We start from the raw sequence: 21887 nt of genomic DNA, 5'->3' as shown, positions 1-21887 counted from the left end.
TGCTTCAGAACAACTCCGCCTGGCGCTCGTCGCCCGGGGGGCGGAAAGCGGCCGCATCCAAGGGCGGCGCACGGCGCGACACCCCCGCCCGGGCGCAGGCCTTGTCCACACGCTGTGCGATGAGCTCGGCCCACAAGCCCTCCCCCTTCATGCGCTGGCCGAACGCCGACCGGTAGTCCGCACCGCCACGCAGATCGCGCACCCGGGCCATGATGCGCCTGGCCCGCTCGGGCACGTGCTGTTCCAGCCACTGCTGGAACAGCGGGTTCACCTCCCAGGGCAGCCGCAGCACGGTGTAGTGAATGGAGGTCGCCCCGGCTTCGGCCGCCGCCTCGATCAGGCGCTCGATCTCGGGCTCGTTCAGAAAAGGGATGATGGGTGCCACGTTCACCCCCACCGGGACGCCGGCCTCGGCCAGGGTGCGCACCGTCTGAAGCCGCCGGTGTGGTGCCGCTGCGCGTGGTTCGAGGCGGCGAGACAAGGCCGCATCCATCGTCGTCACGCTCACGAAGACCATCGCGCGCCGCTCGGCGGCATCGGCGGCGATCAGGTCAAGATCGCGTTCGACGCCCGAGGACTTGGTGACGATGGTGTAGGGATGCCGGCAACGATGCAGCACCTCCAGCACGGAGCGGGTCAGACCCAACCGGCGCTCGATGGGCTGGTAGGCATCCGTGGCCGAGCCGATGTTGATCGGGCTGACCCGGTGCCCAGGCCGAGCCAGTTCGCGCACGAGCACCTCGGCGGCATTCACCTTGGCCACCAGCTTGGTCTCGAAGTCCAGCCCGGGCGAGAGGTTCAGGTAGCTGTGCGTCGGCCGGGCGTAGCAGTAGATGCAGCCATGCTCGCAGCCCCGGTACGGGTTGATCGACCACTCGAAGGGGATGTCGGGGGAGTCGTTCGGGCTGAGCAGCGAGCGCACGCACTCTTCCCTCACCTCGGTGCGAGGAGGCAGGGTCTCGGCACCGGCGGGGTCGGCCGCATCGCCCCACCCGTCATCGACCCAGTCGCGCTCGGTGGAGTTGAAGCGGTGGGCCATCCGCCAGCCTGTTCCACGACCCTTGAAGGCGATGGGTTGAGAGGGGGGCGCTGCCACGGGATTGCCAGAATACTGTGTATTTATACAGTATATCCGGCATCCGCTGCCCTGCAATAGGGGGCGACCGGTGCATATTCAGCATCGCCCCTGGGGTGCGAGATTCATGCCTGACACAACTGTGCCTTGGCAGCGAGGTACTCGCTGCGCAGGCGCTCGATGAGCACACGGGCCGGCACGACTTCCTTCACCGCGCCCACGCCCTGGCCTGCGCCCCAGATGTCCTTCCAGGCCTTCTTGGCACCTTCGCCGCCGCCGAAGTTCATCTTGCTGGGGTCGCTTTCCGGCAAGGCTTCAGGGTCGAGTCCGGCTTTCACAATGGAGCCGCGCAGGTAGTTGCCGTGCACGCCAGTGAAGAGATTCGAATACACGATGTCCTGGCTGGTGCTCTCGGTGATCATGCGCTTGTAGTCGTCCACGGCCCGCGCTTCGTCGGTGGCGATGAAGGCCGAGCCGATGTAGGCGAAGTCGGCCCCCATTGCACGGGCCGCCAGAATGGCCCGGCCGTTGGCGATCGAGCCCGACAAGGCCAGAGGGCCGTCAAACCATTCGCGGATTTCCTGCACCAGCGCGAAGGGGCTGGTGGTGCCGGCATGCCCGCCCGCACCCGCAGCCACGGCGATCAGGCCGTCGGCGCCCTTGTCGATGGCTTTGTGCGCAAAGGTGTTGTTGATGATGTCGTGCAGCACCACACCGCCCCAGCTGTGCACGGCGTCGTTGACGTCGGTGCGCGCGCCCAGCGAGGTGATGACCACCGGCACCTTGTACTTGGCGCACAAGGCCATGTCGTGTTCAAGCCGGTCGTTGCTCTTGTGCACGATCTGGTTGATCGCGAACGGCGCGGCGGGGCGGTCGGGGTTCTGGCGGTTGTGGGCGGCCAGCGTCTCGGTGATCTCGGCCAGCCATTCGTCGAGCTGCGAGGCCGGACGCGCATTGAGCGCCGGCATGGAACCGATGACGCCCGCCTTGCACTGCTCGATCACGAGCTTGGGGTTGCTGATGATGAACAGTGGCGAGCCGATGACGGGCAACGACAGGTTTTGCAGCACGGTGGGCAAAGGCACGGAGGTCTCCTCGTGGCACAGCGGGAAGGGAGCGAACGGTCAGTGTGCCGTCCGAGCCCGGGTGGCGCCGTCGCGTGGGCGACAGGGCGCCGTACCGTGGGCGGTCTTCAGAAGGCGTCGGGCGCCAGGGCGGTCACGCTGTCGGCACCTTCGACGATGGCGTCGCGTTGGCCCGGCACCTTGGCCAGGATGTGCTCGGCATAGAAGCGGGCGGTGGCGATCTTGGCCTGCATGAACGCCGTGTCCTCGCCAGCGGCCAGCTTGTCCTCGGCCACCAGCAACGCGCGGGCAAGCTGCCAGCCGGCGATCAGGTTACCGGCGAGCATCAGGTAGGGCACGCTGCCGGCAAAGGCCGCGTTGGGGTTGCCCTTGGCCTGGCCGACCATGAAGTCGACCACCTGCACGAAGGCCTCGCGAGCGGCCTTCAGGCGCTTGAGCATGGCCCGCGCCGCCACGCTGTCGCGGCGGGCCAGTGCCGCCTCCGTGGCCTCGATCTGACCCGCGATGGCCTTGGCCGTCTGCCCGCCGTCCCGCGCCGTCTTGCGGCCCACCAGGTCGTTGGCCTGGATCGCCGTGGTTCCTTCGTAGATGGTGAGGATCTTCGAGTCACGGTAGTGCTGGGCCGCCCCGGTCTCTTCGATGAAGCCCATGCCGCCGTGCACCTGCACGCCCAGGCTGGTCACCTCCAGGCTCATCTCGGTGCTGTAGCCCTTGACCAGCGGCACCATGAACTCGTAGAAGGCCTGGTTCTGCTTGCGCACCTCGGCGTCGGGGTGCGCGTGAGCGGCGTCATAGGCCGCCGCCGCCGTGATGGCCATCGCCCGGCAGCCCTCGGTGTAGGCGCGCATGGTCATCAGCATGCGGCGCACGTCGGGGTGGTGAATGATGGGAGCGCGGCCCGGCATCGAACCATCGACCGGACGCGACTGAATGCGCTCCTTCGCGTAAGCCACGGCCTGCTGGTAGGCGCGCTCGGCCACGGCAATGCCCTGGATGCCCACGGCATAGCGGGCCGCATTCATCATGATGAACATGTACTCCAGGCCGCGGTTCTCCTGGCCCACCAGGTAGCCCACGGCGCCGCCATGGTCGCCGAACTGCAGCACTGCCGTCGGGCTGGCCTTGATGCCCAGCTTGTGCTCGATGCTCACGCAATGCACGTCATTGCGGTCCCCCAGCGAGCCGTCGGGCTTGACCATGAACTTGGGCACGATGAAGAGCGAGATGCCCTTGACACCCTCGGGTGCGCCGTTGACGCGTGCCAGCACGAGGTGGACGATGTTCTCGGCCATGTCGTGCTCGCCGTAGGTGATGAAGATCTTGGTGCCGAAGATCCTGTAGCTCCCGTCAGGTTGGGGCTCGGCACGCGTGCGCACCAAGGCCAGGTCTGAGCCCGCCTGGGGTTCGGTGAGGTTCATCGTGCCGGTCCACTCGCCCGAGATCATCCTGGGGATGTAGGTCTGCTGCTGCTCAGGCGTGCCCGCAGTGAGCAAAGCCTCGATGGCGCCGTCGGTGAGCAGCGGACACAGGGCGAAGCTCAGGTTCGCGCTGTTGATCATCTCGATGCAGGCCGCACCGATGGTCTTGGGCAGGCCCTGGCCGCCAAAGTCGGTGGGGTGCTGCAGGCCTTGCCAGCCGCCCTCGGCGAACTGGCGGAAGGCTTCCTTGAAGCCGGGCGTCGTGGTGACCTGACCGTCCTTCCAGAAGCTGGGGTTGCGGTCGCCTTCGACGTTGAGCGGGGCCACGACCCCCTCGTTGAGCTTGGCACACTCCTCGAGGACCGCCTGGGCGGTTTCCTCGCCGGCCTCCTCGAACCCCGGCAACCGGGCCACGTCGGCCAGACCGGCCAGCTCCTTCATGCAGAACAGCATGTCTTTCACAGGGGCTTGGTAACTCACGGCAACTCCTCGCTTGTCACTCAACGGACAACTTTGACGTCGGGCGGAAAAAAGACCCGTGGCCTGTGCATCGGGCGCACGGGTCGCTGGGGCCGGCGCGTCTGGCGCGCACGGCCCATGGGGCTCACAGGCTCTTGACCAGCTCCGGCACGGCCTCGAAGAGGTCGGCCTCCAGGCCGTAGTCGGCCACCGAGAAGATCGGGGCTTCGGGGTCCTTGTTGATCGCCACGATCACCTTGGAGTCCTTCATGCCCGCCAGGTGCTGGATCGCCCCGCTGATGCCCGCGGCAATGTAGAGCTGCGGCGCCACGATCTTGCCCGTCTGGCCCACCTGCCAGTCGTTGGGCGCATAGCCCGCATCGACCGCCGCACGGCTGGCCCCCAGCGCCGCGCCGAGCTTGTCGGCCAGCGGGGTGAGCACTTCGTTGAACTTGTCGCTGGAGCCCAGCGCCCGACCGCCCGAGACGATGATCTTGGCAGCGGTGAGCTCAGGCCGGTCGCTCTTGGTGACCTCGCGGCCCACGAAGCTGGAGCTGCCGGCGTCATCGACAGCTGCGATGCTCTCCACAGCCGCACTGCCGCCGCTGGTGGCCGCAGCATCAAAGCCGGTGGTACGCACGGTGATGACCTTCACCTTGTCCGCGCTCTGCACGGTGGCAATCGCATTGCCGGCGTAGATCGGGCGCTCGAAGGTGTCGGCACTCACCACCTTGGTGATGTCGGAGATCTGCGCCACGTCGAGCTTCGCGGCCACGCGCGGGGCCGTGTTCTTGCCGTGGGCGGTGGCGGGGAAGAGGATGTGGCTGTAGCTGCCAGCCACGGCCAGCACCTGCGCAGCGACGTTTTCGGCCAGTTGCTCGGCCAGCGCGGCAGAGTCAGCGTGCAGCACCTTGGCCACGCCGGGAATCTGGGCAGCCTGTTTGGCAGCCTCGCCGGCGTTGTGGCCAGCCACCAGGACGTGCACCTCACCGCCGCAGGCGAGCGCGGCGGTCACGGTGTGATGGGTGGCGCCCTTGAGGCTGCCGTGGTCGTGTTCTGCAATGACGAGAATGGACATGACGGGGCTCCTCAGATGACCTTGGCTTCGTTCTTGAGCTTGCTGACCAGGGTGGCCACGTCGGGCACCTTGACGCCGGCGCCGCGCTTCGGGGGCTCGGCCACCTTGAGCGTCTTCAGGCGCGGGGCCACATCCACCCCCAGGTCGGCCGGCTTGAGCACGTCCAGGGGCTTCTTCTTGGCCTTCATGATGTTGGGCAGGGTGACGTAGCGCGGCTCGTTCAGGCGCAGGTCGGTGGTGACGATGGCCGGCAGCTGCAGCTTGACGGTCTCCAGGCCGCCGTCCACCTCGCGGGTAACCACGGCCACGCCGTCGGCCACCTCGACCTTGCTGGCGAAGGTGCCCTGGGGGCGGTCCAGCAGCGCGGCCAGCATCTGGCCGGTCTGGTTGCAGTCATCGTCGATGGCCTGCTTGCCCAGGATGATGAGCTGGGGTTGCTCCTTGTCCACCACCGCCTTGAGCAGCTTGGCCACGGCCAGGGGTTGCAACTCGGCATCGGTCTCGACCAGGATCGCACGGTCGGCCCCGATGGCCATGGCCGTGCGCAGGGTCTCCTGGCACTGCGCCACCCCGCAGGAGACGGCCACGATCTCGCTGACCACCCCCTTCTCCTTCAGACGGGTGGCCTCTTCCACCGCAATCTCGTCGAAGGGGTTCATGCTCATCTTGACGTTGGCGATGTCCACCCCCGTGCCGTCGGACTTCACACGTACCTTGACGTTGTAGTCCACGACGCGCTTGACTGCGACCAGTGCCTTCATGCGACGCTCTCCTTTGGATTGACGTAAACGTAACATCCCATTCTATGTTGCGGTGCACAGCCGGCGTGTTGTCCGGGCGACAAGCCGATTCGGGTTAACCCTGAGCTTTTGTCGCGCGCAAAATAGAACGGTCGTTCGATTTTTTGCATTCTAGCGGATGCCCCCGGGGGGCCGTCCAGTGCCCGCACCTAGAGATGGGTCTCCAGAACCCGCGGCGTTAGACTGCACTCGCCCTATGACGCCCCGTACCGCCTCCCTGGCTCCATTCATCCCGCGTGACGGGGAGCGCCATTGCGTCGGTGTGTTCGACTCCGGCCTCGGCGGCCTGTCGGTGCTGCGCGTGCTGTCGAGCACGCTTGCGGGCGTGCGCTGGCTTTACGCGGCCGACAGCGGCCATGCGCCCTATGGCGAACGCAGCGCGACGCATGTCCTGGACCGCAGCGACCGCATCACCCGCTTCCTGCGTGACCAGGGCGCCCGCGTGGTGGTCCTGGCCTGCAACACCGCCACCGCCGTGGCCATCGACGCCCTGCGGGCACGGCATCGCGATCTGTCGTTCGTGGGCATGGAACCCGGCCTCAAGCCCGCCTTGCAGCACAGTGCCCGGGCCCGGGTGGGCGTGATGGCCACCGAGGCCACGCTGCGCAGCCCGCGCTTTGAAGCGCTGTTGTCCCGCTGGAAAGGCGAGGCCGAGGTGGTGTGCGTGCCCTGCCCCGGCCTCGCCCAGGCCATCGAAAGCGGCGATCCCGAGGCTCCCGCCGTGCGTGCGCTGGTGGCTCGCTACACGGCGCCCCTGCGGGCGCAGGCGGTGGACACCGTGGTGCTGGGCTGCACGCACTATCCCTGGGTGGCGCCGCTGATCCAGGAGGCACTGGGGCCTGCAGTGCACCTCATCGACACGGCGCAAGCCGTGGCCGCACAGACGGCCCGTGTGCTGTCGGATCCCAACGCTCTGGCCGACGAGTCCGGGTGCCTGCCCGTACAGGCCTACACCAGCGGCGACACCCGCACGCTCCAGCAGTTCGCACAGCGGCATCTGCCCGCCCTCGACTGGCACGTGGCCCGCCTGCCCGTCTGAGCCACGCCGGTCAGCCCCCGCGCGCCGCAGCGCGACCGCGTTCGATGTTCACGGGTTTGAGCAGCAACAGCCCCATGACGAAGAACAACCCGGTCGAGACGATGGCCAGACGATGGTTGCCCGCCGTCCACCAGGTGACGAGGCCATAGGTGATGGGGCCGACGATGGCGGCCAGCCGCACCGCGAAGGTCCACAAGCCGAAGAACTCGGCCAGGTGCTTCGGGGGTGCAAAGAGGCCGGCCAGCGCGCGCCCGGCCGACTGGCTGGAGCCCATGCACAGGCCGGCGATCACGGCAGCCACCCAGAACAGCGGGGCCGAGGTGGCCAGGTAGGCGAGCACCACCATCGCAATCCAGCCCACCAGTGTGAGGGCCAGCGAGCCCTTGTGGCCCATCCGGTCCTGCAGGTAGCCAAAGCCGAAGGCCCCCACGGCCGAGGCGATGTTGACAAGGAAGACGAGTGCCATGGTCTGCTGCTGCGCAAAGCCCAGCACCTGCTCGGCGTAGACCGCCGCGAGCGCGATCACCACGGCGATGCCGGCCTGGTAGCTGGTGGTGCACGCCAGCAACCAGGTGAAGTCGCGGTACTGACGCGCACGGTGCCAGGTCTCCAGGAGGCGCTGGATGGAGGCCTTCAGCCCGCCCTCCTGCAGGGCCTGCGGTTGTGGCACCGCTCGCTCCTTCAGCAGCGCGAAGGTGACGAGCGCAGCGCCGCCATAGACCACCGCGGTGATCACCATCGTCACCGGCACGAAATGCGTGGCCGGCAGGCCCTGTCCCTGCGCCCACAGCACATAGGCCAGGCTCAGGCCCAGCGAAAGCATGCCGCCGAAGTAGCCGAAGCTCCAGCCCCAGCCCGAGACGCGGCCCAGCGCATCCTGCTTGGCGAGTTCAGGGAGGAAGGAGGCGATCAGGGATTCGCCATAGGCGTAGAAGCTGTTCGACAGGATGATGGCCACCACCGCCAGCGCCACGTCACCGCGGCTTACCAGTGCGAGGGCCAGCGTGGTGATCACACAACCCGCCGTGGTGAAGGCCAGCAGCCGCTTCTTCGCCGCACGCAGGTCGGCATAGGCGCCGATCGTGGGCATCGTGAGCATCACCAGCAGGCAGGAGGCCGACAGCGAGGCCGTCCAGGCCAGCGTGGCCCATTCGGCACCGTCGGCCACCACGCCCACGAAGTAGGCGTTGAAGACGGCCGTGAGGACGACCGTGGTGTAGCCCGAGTTGGCGAAGTCGTACATCGCCCACCCGAACACCTCGCGCTTGCGCACGCCCTCGTTCAGGGCTTGCTGGGGGAACACGGCCACCATGGAGTCTCCTTGTGCTCTGTGGCGGGCATGATGCCAGAGCCCCGGCTCAGGAGCGTGACGGTGGAATGCCGATGTGGTGCCCCGGGCCGGAATCGAACCGGCACGCCGCGTTTCGGCGGCGGCGGATTTTAAGTCCGCTGCGTCTACCAGTTTCGCCACCGGGGCTCCGGGGGGCGAGTGTACGGGACAGGTCTCCCCCGCGGGAGTGTTCAAGCCTTGCGGCGCTCGGGCGTGGTGAAGAGTTTGCGCAGTTCATCGCGCAGGCTGCGCAGCAGCGACAGGTCACGGTCGGAGAGCCGGAAGCCGTCGGGTTGCGCATGGTCGGCATAGAGTGCGGCCGCCGTGCGCTGCCCGTCGCTGATGGGCAGGAGCATGAAGGCCGGGGCTGCCACGTGGGTGCGGAACCACGCCGGCAGCTTGGCTGCCAGACCCGGCACGGTCGCATCACGGATCAGTGCATCCGCGCCCTTGGCGCACAGGGCGCTGAAAGCGTCGGCCGGGTCGTTGCCCGGAAAGCGGAAGTGCGCACGCAGCGTCTGCCCGTCGTCGCCCCACACCTGACGGGCGAGGAAGAGGCCACTGGCAGGCTCAAGAACCAACAGCGCGACATGGCGGCAACCCAGATGGTTCAACACCGCTTCGCCGGCGATGTCGAGGCAGGCCTCTCGGCCTTCCTGCCGGATCAAGGCCGTCCGCAGATCAAGAATGGCTTGGGACAGAGGGTGAACCGGGGACGGCGCCGCCGCAGGGATAGGACCCGGCTTGGAGCCCGGGGGCGCCACACCGTCCGAGCCCCGTCCTGCTGCAGCGGGTGGCGGTGTGGCCCCGGCAGCCTCCCAGACCTGCTGGGCCTGCAGGCCCAGCGCAGCCGCGTAATGCTCGATGGCCTGTGCCTGCTGTGGCGCCAGGTCGCGACCTGCATCGCGGGTGCGCGTGGCAGCCACGACGTTGCCCACTCCCCCCAGCAGGCGGAACCAATCCCCGCGACGTTCGGGTGCCCGGACCGGGGTGCCCGCCGCCGGCGGACGCATCACGCGCAGCAGTTCATCGGGCAGGCCCCACGTGCGGCCAACGGCCACTCCCAGGTCCTCGAAGGAAAGCCCCAGCATCGCGCGCGCGGCCTGATCCTCGCTCTGCCCCTTGCTGCGGGCGAGCTGACGCACCTGCGCGGCTTCATCAGGGAGGTGATGCTGCACCAGCACGCGGCCGAGGTTCTGCATCAGTGCCGCGATGTAGCTCTCCTCCTCCTCTGCCTGGGTGGGGCACAGGCGGGCGGCCGTTCGGCCGGCCACGCGGCAACGCGCATACTCGTCGGCCAGCGCCTCGCGCTGGGTGCTGTCGCGCAGGTCTTCGAGTTGCGGCAAGGTCCCGGCCAGGTCCCGGATGGCCTCGAAACCCAGCAGTGCAATGCTGCGCGAGACGGTGGTGATGCTCCCGCCTCCCACCGAGCTGAAATAGGCGGCATTGGTCATGCGCAGCAGCTTGTGTGTCAGGGCCACGTCGTCGAGCACCGCGCGTGCGATCTCGTCGAGATTGACACGGTCAGCCGCCGCCAGCCGGCGCACGCGTCTTACGGCCTCGGCCTGCACCGGCAGATCGCCATGCGACGCCAGCCTCGCCAGCAGGGTGTTGAGCGTGCGTTGTGCCAGCGTGTCGCCGCTGCCGTCGAGCAGCGCGGGCGTCAGCCAGTCCTGCAGGGCCTGCCGCAGCGCCTGAGCACTGGCTGGCCGCTGCAGCGGATCGCGCGACAAGGTTCGCAGCAGCAGGCTGCGCAGGCCCTCCTCACCCGGGCCGCGCAGCAGCGGCGCAGGCACCTGGATTTCCTCGGTCTGCAGTCGTTCCAGGGCGCGCCGCGGCTGGGGGTCCGACACGGCCGGGCGACCGGTGATCAGCTCATAGAGCACCAGTCCCACCCCGTGCACGTCGCTGCGCGCATCCGCCCGCAGACCGGCCGCCACCTCGGGGGCCACATACACCCCCCTCGCCGTGGCCAGTCGCTGCAGATCCACTGTTCGGCCTGCAGGTTCGAAGCCGCCCAGCAGGGACCGGCCGGTGATGTCGAGCCACAGGGCATCGGGTCGGATGTGGCCGTGGACGAGACCGCTTTCGTGGAGGTGGGCCAAGGCGTCGAGCATGCCAATGGCCACGAGCACGGCTTGCCGCACCGGCATGGATTCGTGATCGGCCAGCCATTGGGACAGAACCACACCCGAGAGCGGCGCGCACACCAGGACGGCGCGACCGTCTTCGATCACGGCCTCCACGGCCTGAAGGATGTTGGGGTGGTGCAGCGCCCGCAAGGCCTGGGTGGCCTCGCGCCAGGTCACCGGCGTGAGGGCCGGGATCGGTGGCTGCTGCCAGACCTGCAGCAGCCATTCGCGCTCACTGCTGACCTCGCGGGCCTGCCACCAGGCCGTGTCAAGGTCGCTCGTCATCAGGCGCATCAACCGATAGCGCCCGAGCGTCGCGGTGCTGGTGGCGTCTTCAGCGGAACTCACGATGGCAGGCGGGACAAGATGTGCGAAAGTTCACGGACAGGGCGTGGCTACCACGGCCTGCCGTCTTGGGATGGGCCCCTCGATTTCATCACGCGCAACGGTGGATGGCCACAGCGAACTGACAGGTGTTTGCCCGCCTTCTCCTCGAACGGCCTTGCCGGACAAGCGCCAAGCTCAGGGGGTGGCCTGCTTGAATGCCATCACGGCCTGATTGCGCAGGGTGCGCAGCAGCGACAGTTCCCGCTCGCCGATGGCAATCTCGCCTGCTGCCGCCCGGTCCGCATAGATGAGCCCCAGGGGAGCATTGCGCAGGCTCATGGGCAGCAGCAGAAAGGTCGGGGCGCCCACCTCACGCCGGTACCACCCGGGCAGCCGCTCGGCGATGTTGGGCACGGTCGCATCCGAGATCAGCGTGTCGGCGCCCTTCTTGCAGACCAGCGCAAACAGATCAGTCGCCGAGGGTGCGAGGTCGATGCGGAACAGCCCGGCCACCTGCTGCGCATCGGCGCCCAGACCGAAGCGGCCCGTCATCGCGCCGCTGCGAGGATCGCGCAGGCAGAACAGTACGCGTTGGAATCCCAGCGAGCGGTACATCGACTCCAGAACCATGCGCAGCACTTCATTGAGCTTGAAGCCCTCCACCAGAGCATTGCTGATGTCCTGGATGCCGGCGGCCAGCCCCTGCGCAGCCTGCTCGGGCGGCGCCGTCGCCGTTGTCGTGGCCCCACCCTCGCGGGCCAGCACCACGGTGTCCAGGTCGTGAGCGCTCAGGGCGTCGGAGGGTGCCGCCTGGGTGGCGGCCTGCGTCTTCATCAGCCGCTCGCTGCGGCTGCCGGGTGTCACCTGGATGTCCATCGCCGGCACGAGCTCGGCCATCCGTTCACGCGAGCGCTGCACGGCCCCGAGGAAATCCTTGTCGGCCAGGCCCAGCGGCGCAGCATAGCGCGCGGCCACCGCCTTGAGCGCCTCCTCGTGCCGGGCGCGGGGGTGGTGCAGCACGGCATCGGCCAGCTCGTTGGCGGCGCAGGCCACCATGCGCACGCGGTCCAGGGGGCCCTCCGGCTTCTTCAGGGGCCCTTCGGTCGGCAGCTTGCGCATGCTGCGCTGAAGGGCCTCGGGCAGCCCCCAATGCCTGGCCACCCCCACGCCCAGCTCCTCGTAGCGGATGCCCAGGATCCTGACGGCAGCCTGTTCCTCCGTCAAGGCATCGGAGCCATCGGGCTGCATGAGCTGACGCACCTGAGCGGCCTCCTCGGGAAAGTAGAACTGGGCCAGCGTGCGGCCCAGGTTCTGGAACAACGCCGAAATGAACGCCTCTTCGGCATCCCGTGCGCCAGCGGCCAGCTCACGGGCCACGTTGCCGGCCATCAGTGAGCGCAGGAACTCCTCCCGCAGGCTGCCGGCCTGGGCCTTGTCCTGCATGTGCTCCAGCACCACCAGGGACAGTGCCAGATTGCGGATTCCCGCGAAGCCCACCAGCGCAGCCGCGCGCGAGACGGTGCTGATCGTGCCGCCACCCGCCGTTCGGAAGTGCGCCGAGTTGACGATGCGCAGGAGCTTGTTGGTGAGCGCCACGTCCTTCAGGATTTCATTGGCCAGGCTGTTCAGGCTCTCGTGCTCGGAGGCTGCGATGCGCTGGATGCGCCCGACCGCGTCGGTGAGCGCCGGGAAGTCGGTCTTGTGGCGCATGCGGCGCAACAGGAACTCGAGCGTGCTGTTGCGGCTGGCCTCGCTGCCCTCGGCCTGCGGCGCGAGCCAGGCCTGCAGGGCCTTGGCCATCTCGGCGGCGTTTGCATACCGCACTGCCGTGTCGCGCGCGGTCGCGCGGTGCACCACGGCACGCAGGCCATCATCCACCGGGTGGGGCAGCTCGGCCGGCAGGCTCACATCCTCGTGGGCCAGACGGTGCAAGGCCTTGTAGGGGTCGCTCTCGCGCACCGCAGGCCGACCTGCGAGCATTTCGTACAGCACCAGCCCCGCGGCAAAGACATCGGCCTGCACGGTGGCCGGGCGACCCTGGGTGAGTTCTGGCGCCATGTAGCCAGGTGTCCCGACCAGGGCCGCGTCGGCCATGCCGTGTCGCTGGTTGACCGCAATGCCGAAGTCCATCACGCGCGCGCGTCCTGCCGCATCGATGAGGATGTTGGAGGGCTTGAGGTCCCGATGGATGACGCCTGACTGGTGGGCGTGGACGACCCCGTCGAGCACGCCCAGCAGCACACGTACCGCCTCGGCCGGGGCCAGAGCCCCCTGCTCGCGCAGGCGTTGCGAGAGCGTGGGACCTTCCACCAGTTCGAAGACGAGGTAGGGGTGCTGGTCATGCACATCCGCCTCGAAAAGCGGCACGATGTTCGGATGGCTCAGCCTGGCAACGGCACGTGCCTCGTGCAGCCACTGTGTGAGTGCCTCGCCATCGGACGCCTGCGCACGGTGAAGCTTGAGCGCAACCTCCCGGTCCAGCCGCGGATCGAAGGCTCGCCAGACGGCGCTTTGCCCCCCTTGACCCAGCAGTTGACGCAGTTCGTAGCGGCCCAGGGTACGGGCCGGCGGACGGAGGGGAGCAGGAGACGGCATGCCGGCACGCGGGAAACGGATGTTCCGCCATTGGACACCCAAGACAAGCTTCGAAACCGCCGAACAGGGCCTGTCGAAGCGGGCTTATTTCGCGCTGTCGATCACTTCGATCAGTCGTCCGTCCCCGGTGATGAAGGCGGCCCTCACCAGACGCTGCGGATCGGCGCGGCGGATGGCGTGGCGATAGCGTTCCAGCTGGGCCACCAGGGCGGGGTCGGTGTCGGGATGGGTCTCGATCTTGTAGTCGAGCACCCACCACTGCTCGCCATCGGCGGTGTGCTGCAGCACCAGCCGGTCGATGCGCCCCGGCCGGCCGTCGGTGACGACCGGCACCTCGTTACCAGCCCAGGCCACGGGTTCGGCCCCCAGCAAGGCGCCGATCGTCGGATCGCTCGCCATGCGTCGCACGATCTGGGCGGCCGCCCGTGCCATCGCGTCGTCTGCGCTGTGCGCTTCAGCCGCCGCGCGTGCCAGCTCGTCGATGCGCTCGAAGGCCGGCCCTTCCGGGCCCGCCAGCCATTCGAGGCAGCGATGCACCACCTCCCCCAGACGAGCCCCCGCCCCACGTTCGGGGGCAAGGACAGGACCAGGCGAAACGGCGGGCCGCTGAAGGCTCGGCAGGCGCCAGACCTCGACCGCACCGGGCGCGGCCTGTGCAGCCGGGGACGCCTCCTGGCGCTGCACCCAGGCTTCACTCACCGCCGAAAGGCGGGACCACCAGCTCGGCCCGTTCTGGCCGTTGTGCGGCGCGCTCGCACTCACGATCAGGCGTTCGCGGGCGCGCGTCATCGCAACGTACAGGCCGTTCATCGCCTCGCGCGCCCGTTCGGCACGTTCGATGGCCATCGCTGCCTCCAGGCTGGGTGCCACGTTCCGCTCTGACGCCACGAAAGCAAAGCAGCGCGGATGTGCCTCGTCGGCGACCCAGTCCACCAGCACGGTGGCACTGTCATGGCGGTCGGCGCTGCTGCGCCGATCCGGGTCAGTGTCGATCACGAAGACCACACGCGCCTCCAGCCCTTTGGCGGCGTGGACCGTCAGCAGTTGCACTGCGTCCGGCACGCTGCCCAGAGACACGCGAGGGGACCGCCGCCGCAGCGCATGCACGAACTGGTGGGGGGAGGCATAGCGCCCACCGTCCAGCTCCAGCGACCACGCCAGCAGCGCCTCCAGGTGCAGACGCACCGATTCACGCAGCTCGGGTGGCACACGGCGTGCGTACCGCGCCAGCACGTCTCCGTCGGCGTAGATGCGATCGAGCAGATCATGCGGGGGGAGATGGCGAGCCGCCTCGGCCCAGGCCGGCAACAGACGCGCTGCCCGACGCAGCGGCTCGCTCGGCCACCCTCCTGGGCCCTCATGAGTGAGGGCGGCCCACCAGCTGCCCAGTTCCCGCGCCCGCTGGGCCAACCCCACGAGGTCTTCGTCGGTCGCATCGAAGATCGGCGAGCGCAAGGCCTGGGCCAATGAAAGGGCATGCCCCGGCGAGACCAGCGCATCGAGCAGGGCCACGAGGTCGCGCACCTCGAGCGCATCCAGCAGGGCATGGTCTTCCGGACTGGCGCAGGGGATGTGCCTTTCCCGCAGCGCCTGGGCCACCCCCGCCAGCGGCGCTCGCCGCCGCGCCAGCACCTGGATGTCCGCCGGCGCCACGCCGTCCCCACGCACCAGTTGGACGATCGCATCGGCCACCAGGCGCGCCTCCTGGGCACGCCACGGCTCCTGCGCCTCGTGGCGAGGCTGCGACAGGCTGTCGCGCCAGCCGGGCTCACCAGCTTCCCGGGCCCCGCGTTCAGGCCGTTCGACGCGCGGCAGGGCCCATATTCCGCCTCGCACGACATCATCGTGGCGTTCGGTGGTATGGGCCCGAAAACCCGAATAGGCCGCTTCGGCCTGTGCTGCCAGGAAGACCGCATTCACCGCGTCGATCACCCCGGCGGCATTGCGCCGGGTGTGGTCGCATGCCAGGACCGAGCCTCCCAGGCCTCGCACCACCAGGTCCTTGGCAGCTTCGAACACTCGGGGTTCGGCCCGGCGGAAGCGATAGATGCTCTGCTTGGGATCGCCCACGATGAACACGCCGGGTGGACGCTGTCCGCTCGCACCGCCACTGGCGCCGGCATAGGACGACAACCAGTGCGACAAGGCCTGCCACTGCAGCGGATTGGTGTCCTGGAACTCATCGATCAGCACCTGGCTCACGCGCGCGTCCAGCCGCTCCTGCATCCAGGCGGCCAGGCTGTCGTTGCCGAGCAGTGCCAGTGCGCAGCGCTCCAGATCAGCCATGTCGGCCAGCCCGCGACGGCGCTTGATGGCTTCGTAGACCTCCAGCAACACCCTGCCCAGCCGCGTCAGACGCTGATGCTCCCTGTGCGCCGTCTCCTGGGCCATGCCCTGCTGAATCTCGTCCAGCCAGGCTGCGGCTTCCTCCAGGCCAGGGGCCTCGAGGTGCTTGCGCACACTGCCATTGGTGGTGAGCAGGGCCGAACGGGCGGCCGCCAGGGCGGCAGCATCGTCCTCAAGCGACAGTGCTTCCTCGAGGGCTTGCGCGGCCTTGCGCGCGGTGCCCTTGTCCTGCGCCCCCAGCGACCGCGCCACGGCACGCAGGGTGTCGGTCACGGCCGGGTGCCGCAGTCGCTGCGCCGGATGATCCAGGCCGGCGAAGGCGGGACGCCATTGCGCGGCGGACGGCACGCTGGCGGCGAGGCTGCCTGCCGCATCGGCAAGGGCGAACTCGACACGCTTGTCGATCAGCCCCAGCAACCACTCGCGCACCCGACTGCCCGAGTGCTCACGCATCAGGGCTGCGAGGTCCTCTCGCAATGCAGGATCGGCATGCACCCTGTCGAGCCACTCGCGCCAGGCAGGCCCCTGCAGTTCGGACGTGTCTTCGAGCAACTGTGCTTCGGGGGCCAGCCCCAGTCGTTCCAGCCATTGCAGCGGGGCCGCCCGCATGAGCTGGGCAAACCACGCATGGAAGGTCCGCACCTCCACCTGCTCGCCCGATGCCAGCAGGCGTTCATACAGACCCGCCAGGTCCCCCGCCCGCGCCCGCGCGTCCTCGGGGCTCAGGCCCCGGTCCACCAGGGCCTGCACCCTTGCCCCCTCATCGGCCAGCGCCAGATCGCCCAGCCATTCCATCAGACGCCCACGCATCTCGGCAGCCGCCTTCTTCGTGAAGGTGATGGCCAGGATCTCGCGTGCCGGGACCCCGTCCAGCAGAGCCCTCAGGATGCGCGACACCAGCATCCAGGTCTTGCCAGCGCCGGCGCAAGCCTCCACCACCACGCTGCGACGAGGATCACAGGCCTGCGCATAGAACTCGTCGCGCCCGACCAGCCGCCCGTCGATCCGGTAGGCCGCCTGGGGCCCTGGGCCACTGATCCTCATACCTCACCTTCCCTGGGCGGCTCCGCCCAGTGGTCCTTGCGACACAGTCCATCGGCCGCGCAATGCGCGCAGGCCGGTCCTTCTCCCAGGGGCGGCAGCCCCGCGCCTTCGCCCAGGCGACGCAAGTCCTCGGCCAGGCCCTTGCGCAAGGCTGCAGCGCTGTCACTCACGGCCTTGTGCTCGATCCACTGAACCGGCACCTCCAGCGCCAGGTAGCCGGCCTGCAGGTGCTCGCCCCCGGCACGGGCCGCCTCCGGCGAGCCTTCCCACAAGGCCGCATAGAAAGCCAGCTGCGTGTCCTCCAGTCCCCGCCCCAGGCGCACGCGAGACTTCAGGCTGTCAGCCGACGAGGTCTTGTAGTCGATCAGCCGCACCTGACCGGCTGCGGCGCCGTGCTCCCCGCGATCCACACGGTCGAGCACACCGCGCAACTCCACCTCCGCGGGGCCCGGCACCGCCACGGGCCATTCGCCCCTGTCGAAGCCCCACCCCTCGGCCTCCTGCTCATGCAACCACCTGACGTACGCGGGCGCGAGGCGTTCGAACTGCAGCCATTCGGTCAGGAAAGCGGCTTCGTCGAGGCCCTGCGCCTCGCGCCGTTCGCGCCCGATGGCAAGCAGCCGCTGTACATCGCCCTGCACATCCCGACCGCCCCGCTTGCGATCCTGGTGGAAGGCGTGCAGCACGGCATGCAACCACGTCCCCTGATCGCGGCGGTCCGGCTCGTCGTCCAGCGTCTCCACCTCCTCCAGGCCCAGCATGCGCAAGGCGAAGAAACGGTAAGGACAGGCCCGCAGGGCTTCATAACCGGTGGCGCTCAGGCGCTCGGGCAGCAGGTCAGGCGCCGACGGCGCCGTGGGCCCGACCGGCTGGTGGTCTACCATGTCCGGCCAACGTGCCTGGATCGCCGGCGTCCACGAGCGCCCCGCACGCCGCAAGGCCAGCTGCAGCGGCTCCAGCAGCGCCGACATCTGCAACGGCTGGCCCTGGTGGCTGCGCCGCCATGAAAGACTCAGCCGCGGATGGGTGAGCACATGGGCCAGCGCAAGGCGCTCCTCTTGCCAGGCTTGGTCTCGGGTGGGCAACCCCAGGTCTCGCCGCTCGGCCTCGCTCAGGCAGCCGCCCACGCGCGCCGGTGCCCCCAGGTGGCTGTGGTCACAGCCCGGCAGGACCACCGCGGCAAAAGGGCGCAGCATGCAGCGTGACAGCGGCGCGATCACCACCTCCACCGGCTCCATCGCGGCAGGCCGGAAGGAGGACGATTCGAGCACCTCGTCCACCCAGGCCAGATGGTCGGCGCGGTCGAAGTCCACCGCGGACGACTGCTCGGCGTAGGGCCCCAGGGCCCCCGGGCCGTCCAGGCGCAACGCCTGCAGCAGTTGCAGGCCTGCGGGGTCTTGCTGCAATCGCGCCCAGGCCCCGCATCGCTGCAGAGACTCACGCAGGGCTTGCTGCCACTGTGCAAGGCTGCCACGAGAAAGCCTGGAAAGTGGCTGGCTGGTGTCTCGCCAGAACGCCCACAGCGCCCCGACCGGGGCCGGCCACGACGGTGGCGGCGCCCACCCCTCCCCAACCCAGGCCACCTGGGCGCGCCGCAAGGTCGCTTCGAAAAGTGGCAGCGCCTGCGCGGCCTGCGGGACATCGACAAAACCACCCTTGAGCCAGTCCAGCAGATCTTCCGTGGCCGCGCGTGCGCCACCGAGCCGCAGCAAACCCATCACGCAAGCACCCGCCCGCGTGGTCGACAGCTTCCAGCCGGTCTCGTCATGCACGCGCACACGCTCCCGGTCGAGCAAGGCCCGGATGCGCCGCACCAGTCCCCGGTCCTGGGCGACCAGCGCCACCGGCACCTCACCATCGGCCACGTGGCGGATCACCCGGGCCGCCGCAACCTGGGCCTCATCCTCGGCGTCCTGGCAGACCGTGAGCGAGGGCAAGGCGCCCGACGGGGCCAGCGGGAACGCGAGCACAGGATCCAGGTCCAGCCACAAGGCCGGTCTCTTGCTCTGCGCCACCACGGCCTCCATGACCGGATCGGCACCCCCCGCCTGCACAACGGCCCAGGCCGCCGGGCGGGCCGCAAACAGCGCGTCGGTCGGGGCCGCCTGCCGCAGCTGCGCCCAGGCGCAGGCCACATGGGACAACGCGCCTTCCACGTCACCTGCGGCCACCAGGGCCCCGGCGCGGGCGCCGAGGCGGGCCTGGACCTCGGCCCACCAGTGCTCGCGCCGAGCGGGTGCATGGCCCGACGCCGCGTCCATGAGCTGATGGGTCGTCTCCACCAGCAGGCGAACCCAATGCTGAAAGACCGCCGGATCCTGGCGCCGAACGCTCTGCGCCCAGCTCTGGCGCGACAGCAGCAGCGCGGCCATGAGCCGGTCCACCACGGGGTCCCCCGTCGGCGCCTGCGCAGCACTCGGCTCGCGCGGCTGGAGCGCGGCGGTCAGGGTGTCGGTGGTCTCAAAACGTGGCATCCAACCCACACCCACCTGACGAGACCAGGCCTCGCGTGCCAGCGGCAAGTGCTGCGCGAACGGCAGAATGACCCAGAGGTCTCGTGGCGTCACCTCCGCACGCTGTGCGAAGGCCTGAAGCTCTGCGGCAACCGCCCCCCAGGGATCGGGTTGGTGCGGCAGGTGGCGGCGCTCTGTGGCGAGGGTCGGATTCGGATTCATGCGTCCGTCGGGCCGGCCCCGGGGCAGCCCGGCAAGAAGCGGACTCCCTGCCCGGGCAAGGGCCGGCGGGCTTTGTGTCAAAATCATTGTGCCTTGTCGAGCTGCGGGCCCGACACCTATGAGGAACAAGCAATGAGCAGCGAGCTGATCAAACACATCTCGGACGCGTCCTTCGACGCCGACGTGCTGCAGGCCGACAAGCCTGTGCTGGTGGACTACTGGGCCGAGTGGTGTGGTCCGTGCAAGATGATCGCCCCCATCCTGGACGAGGTGGCCAAGGACTACGACGGCCGGCTGCAGATCGCCAAGATGAACGTGGACGAGAACCGCGAGGTGCCCGCCAAGTTCGGCATCCGTGGCATCCCCACGCTGATGATCTTCAAGGGCGGCCAGCTCGCCGGCACCAAGGTCGGCGCCCTGTCCAAAGCCCAGTTGACGGCCTTCGTCGACGGGCATCTATAATCAGCGCAAATGTTGGTTGCGGCCGGAGCCACAAGCCCGCCGCAGTCCAACGGGCAATAGGTCGCTGAACACGCCGCTGCGCCCGATCGACGGCGCCCAGTTTCGGCTCACCATCCTTCCCTGACACCGCGTTCGCCGCTGCGGCGGATGACACGCCCGGTCCCGGCTGACAGGTTCGCATGCCAGGCCGGCATGCGTCGCCGCCTCGACGGGTTCCAGGCTCTCTCCCAGTTTCGACACCACACCGACCAGGGTTCCCACCCATGCATCTTTCAGAACTCAAAGTCCTGCACGTCTCGGAGCTCATCAAGATGGCCGAGTCGCTGGAGATCGAGAACACCGGCCGCATGCGCAAGCAGGAGCTGATGTTCGCGATCATGAAGAAGCGCGCCAAGCAGGGCGAGCAGGTCTTCGGCGATGGCGTGCTGGAGGTGCTGCCCGACGGCTTCGGCTTCCTGCGCTCGCCCGAGACCAGCTACCTGGCCAGCACGGACGACATCTACCTCTCGCCCAGCCAGATCCGTCGCTTCAACCTGCACACCGGCGACATGATCGAGGGCGAGGTGCGCACGCCCAAGGACGGTGAACGCTATTTCGCTCTGGTGAAGGTGGACCGTGTCAACGGCCTCACCCCCGAGGAGAACAAGCACAAGATCATGTTCGAGAACTTGACGCCGCTCTTCCCGAAAGAGCAGTTCAAGCTCGAGCGGGAGATCAAGTCGGACGAAAACATCACCAGCCGCATCATCGACCTCATCGCCCCCATCGGCAAAGGCCAACGTGCCCTGCTGGTGGCCCCGCCCAAGAGCGGCAAAACGGTGATGATGCAGCACCTGGCCCATGCCATCGTGGCCAACCATCCCGACGTCTATCTCATCGTGCTGCTCGTGGACGAGCGCCCCGAGGAAGTGACCGAGATGCAGCGCACCGTGCGCGGCGAGGTCATCAGCTCCACCTTCGACGAGCCCGCCGCCCGCCACGTGCAGGTGGCCGAGATGGTCATCGAGCGGGCCAAACGCCTGGTCGAGCTGAAGAAGGACGTGGTGATCCTGCTGGACTCCATCACCCGTCTGGCGCGCGCCTACAACAACGTCCTGCCCTCGTCCGGCAAGGTGCTCACCGGCGGCGTGGATGCCAACGCCCTGCAACGGCCCAAGCGCTTCTTCGGCGCAGCCCGCAACATCGAGGAAGGCGGCTCGCTCACCATCATCGGCACGGCGCTCATCGACACCGGCAGCCGCATGGACGAAGTGATCTACGAAGAGTTCAAGGGCACCGGCAACTGCGAAATCCATCTGGATCGCCGCATGGCCGAAAAGCGCGTCTATCCGTCCATCCTGCTGAACAAGTCGGGCACCCGCCGCGAAGAGCTGCTGCTCAAGCCCGAGATCCTTCAGAAGACCTGGATCCTGCGCAAGCTGCTCTACCCGATGGACGAGATCGAGGCGATGGAGTTCATCCTCGACAAGATGAAGTCCACCAAGAACAATCACGACTTCTTCGACATGATGCGTCGAGGCGGCTGATTAAGGCTATAATTGCAGGTTTTCCGCATTCCGGAAAGTGCGCCGAGGGGTTCGGCGTGGCTCCCGGCCCACCTGCGACGAGAGGATCCGGCATGAAAGAAGGCATTCACCCCAACTACCGCGAAGTGTGCTTCGTGGACCTGTCCAACGGCTTCCAGTTCGTGACGCGCTCGTGCGCTCCGACCAAGGAAACCATCAAGATGGACGACGGCCGCGAACTGCCGCTGTTCAAGCTGGAAACCACCAGCGAGACGCACCCCTTCTACACCGGCACGCAAAAGAGCGTGGACTCGCTGGGTGGCCGCGTCGAGAAGTTCCGCAACAAGTTTGCGCGCGTCGGCCTCAAGAAGTAACCCCCCCCGGCGTGGCATCTTGCCCGCGCCGAGCATCTCCCGACAAGGCAGCCTGGGCAACCGGCTGCCTTGTTTGTTTCCAGACGACACCGACATTCCACCCCGGCCGCCTCGAATTCCTGCATGATGGCGCCCGAGTCACG

The 21887-nt window shown here is 68.3% G+C and carries 14 protein-coding genes and 1 tRNA gene; 4 read left to right on the top strand and 11 right to left on the bottom strand.

What is annotated here, in order from left to right; translation table 11 throughout:
- Positions 1-4: 4 nt before the first annotated feature.
- From C1704_RS11405 to C1704_RS11385, 5 genes are all read right to left on the bottom strand, one after another.
- The gene (locus C1704_RS11405) at positions 5-1123 is read right to left on the bottom strand and encodes a PA0069 family radical SAM protein (protein ID WP_419186797.1); all 1119 of its coding nucleotides are present in this window, start codon (positions 1121-1123) and stop codon (positions 5-7) included.
- Positions 1124-1200: 77 nt separating this feature from the next.
- Positions 1201-2160, bottom strand: a complete 960-nt coding sequence (locus C1704_RS11400) for an NAD(P)H-dependent flavin oxidoreductase (RefSeq protein ID WP_104302853.1) — start codon at positions 2158-2160, stop codon at positions 1201-1203.
- A 107-nt stretch (positions 2161-2267) separates the two neighbouring features.
- On the bottom strand, positions 2268-4058 hold the full coding sequence (locus C1704_RS11395; RefSeq protein WP_104302852.1) for an acyl-CoA dehydrogenase: 1791 nt from the start codon (positions 4056-4058) through the stop codon (positions 2268-2270).
- A 124-nt stretch (positions 4059-4182) separates the two neighbouring features.
- Complete coding sequence (locus C1704_RS11390; RefSeq protein WP_104302851.1) at positions 4183-5115, bottom strand: electron transfer flavoprotein subunit alpha/FixB family protein; 933 nt, start codon at positions 5113-5115, stop codon at positions 4183-4185.
- Positions 5116-5126: 11 nt separating this feature from the next.
- A complete protein-coding gene (locus C1704_RS11385) occupies positions 5127-5876 on the bottom strand; it encodes an electron transfer flavoprotein subunit beta/FixA family protein (RefSeq protein WP_104302850.1) in 750 nt (249 codons plus the stop codon).
- A 235-nt stretch (positions 5877-6111) separates the two neighbouring features.
- On the opposite strand from C1704_RS11385, the gene murI reads away from it, so the two are divergent.
- Entirely contained in the window at positions 6112-6954 is an 843-nt protein-coding gene (murI, locus tag C1704_RS11380) for a glutamate racemase (RefSeq protein ID WP_104302849.1), read from the top strand.
- A 10-nt stretch (positions 6955-6964) separates the two neighbouring features.
- Here the strand turns inward: murI and C1704_RS11375 are convergent, their stop codons facing one another.
- The 6 genes from C1704_RS11375 to C1704_RS11350 form a co-directional block, all read right to left on the bottom strand.
- Positions 6965-8266: an MFS transporter gene (locus tag C1704_RS11375; RefSeq protein WP_211286927.1), complete on the bottom strand. Its 1302-nt coding sequence runs from the start codon at positions 8264-8266 to the stop codon at positions 6965-6967.
- A gap of 74 nt (positions 8267-8340) precedes the next feature.
- Positions 8341-8431, bottom strand: a tRNA-Leu gene (locus C1704_RS11370).
- A 44-nt stretch (positions 8432-8475) separates the two neighbouring features.
- Positions 8476-10764, bottom strand: a complete 2289-nt coding sequence (locus tag C1704_RS11365; protein WP_146076073.1) for an HDOD domain-containing protein — start codon at positions 10762-10764, stop codon at positions 8476-8478.
- A 174-nt stretch (positions 10765-10938) separates the two neighbouring features.
- The gene (locus tag C1704_RS11360; RefSeq protein ID WP_104302847.1) at positions 10939-13338 is read right to left on the bottom strand and encodes a serine/threonine protein kinase; all 2400 of its coding nucleotides are present in this window, start codon (positions 13336-13338) and stop codon (positions 10939-10941) included.
- Positions 13339-13422: 84 nt separating this feature from the next.
- Positions 13423-16728, bottom strand: coding sequence for a UvrD-helicase domain-containing protein (locus tag C1704_RS11355; protein ID WP_104302846.1), 3306 nt, complete (start codon positions 16726-16728; stop codon positions 13423-13425).
- On the bottom strand, positions 16725-19403 hold the full coding sequence (locus C1704_RS11350; protein ID WP_104302845.1) for a PD-(D/E)XK nuclease family protein: 2679 nt from the start codon (positions 19401-19403) through the stop codon (positions 16725-16727). The genes C1704_RS11355 and C1704_RS11350 overlap by 4 nt, the downstream gene beginning before the upstream one ends.
- Before the next feature lie 132 nt (positions 19404-19535).
- Between C1704_RS11350 and trxA the strand changes: the two genes are divergently transcribed.
- The 3 genes from trxA to C1704_RS11335 all read left to right on the top strand — a co-directional run bounded on the left by trxA (position 19536) and on the right by C1704_RS11335 (position 21744).
- Positions 19536-19865, top strand: a complete 330-nt coding sequence (trxA, locus tag C1704_RS11345) for a thioredoxin TrxA (protein ID WP_104302844.1) — start codon at positions 19536-19538, stop codon at positions 19863-19865.
- A 263-nt stretch (positions 19866-20128) separates the two neighbouring features.
- On the top strand, positions 20129-21391 hold the full coding sequence (gene rho, locus C1704_RS11340; protein WP_104302843.1) for a transcription termination factor Rho: 1263 nt from the start codon (positions 20129-20131) through the stop codon (positions 21389-21391).
- A 92-nt stretch (positions 21392-21483) separates the two neighbouring features.
- Positions 21484-21744 (top strand): type B 50S ribosomal protein L31, encoded by a 261-nt coding sequence (locus C1704_RS11335; protein WP_104302842.1) that lies wholly within the window; start codon positions 21484-21486, stop codon positions 21742-21744.
- Positions 21745-21887: the final 143 nt, after the last annotated feature.

This window comes from Caldimonas caldifontis (assembly GCF_002930615.1).
GTDB classification, from domain to species: Bacteria; Pseudomonadota; Gammaproteobacteria; order Burkholderiales; family Burkholderiaceae_C; genus Caldimonas; species Caldimonas caldifontis.
This window is presented reverse-complemented; position numbering and strand designations above follow the sequence as displayed.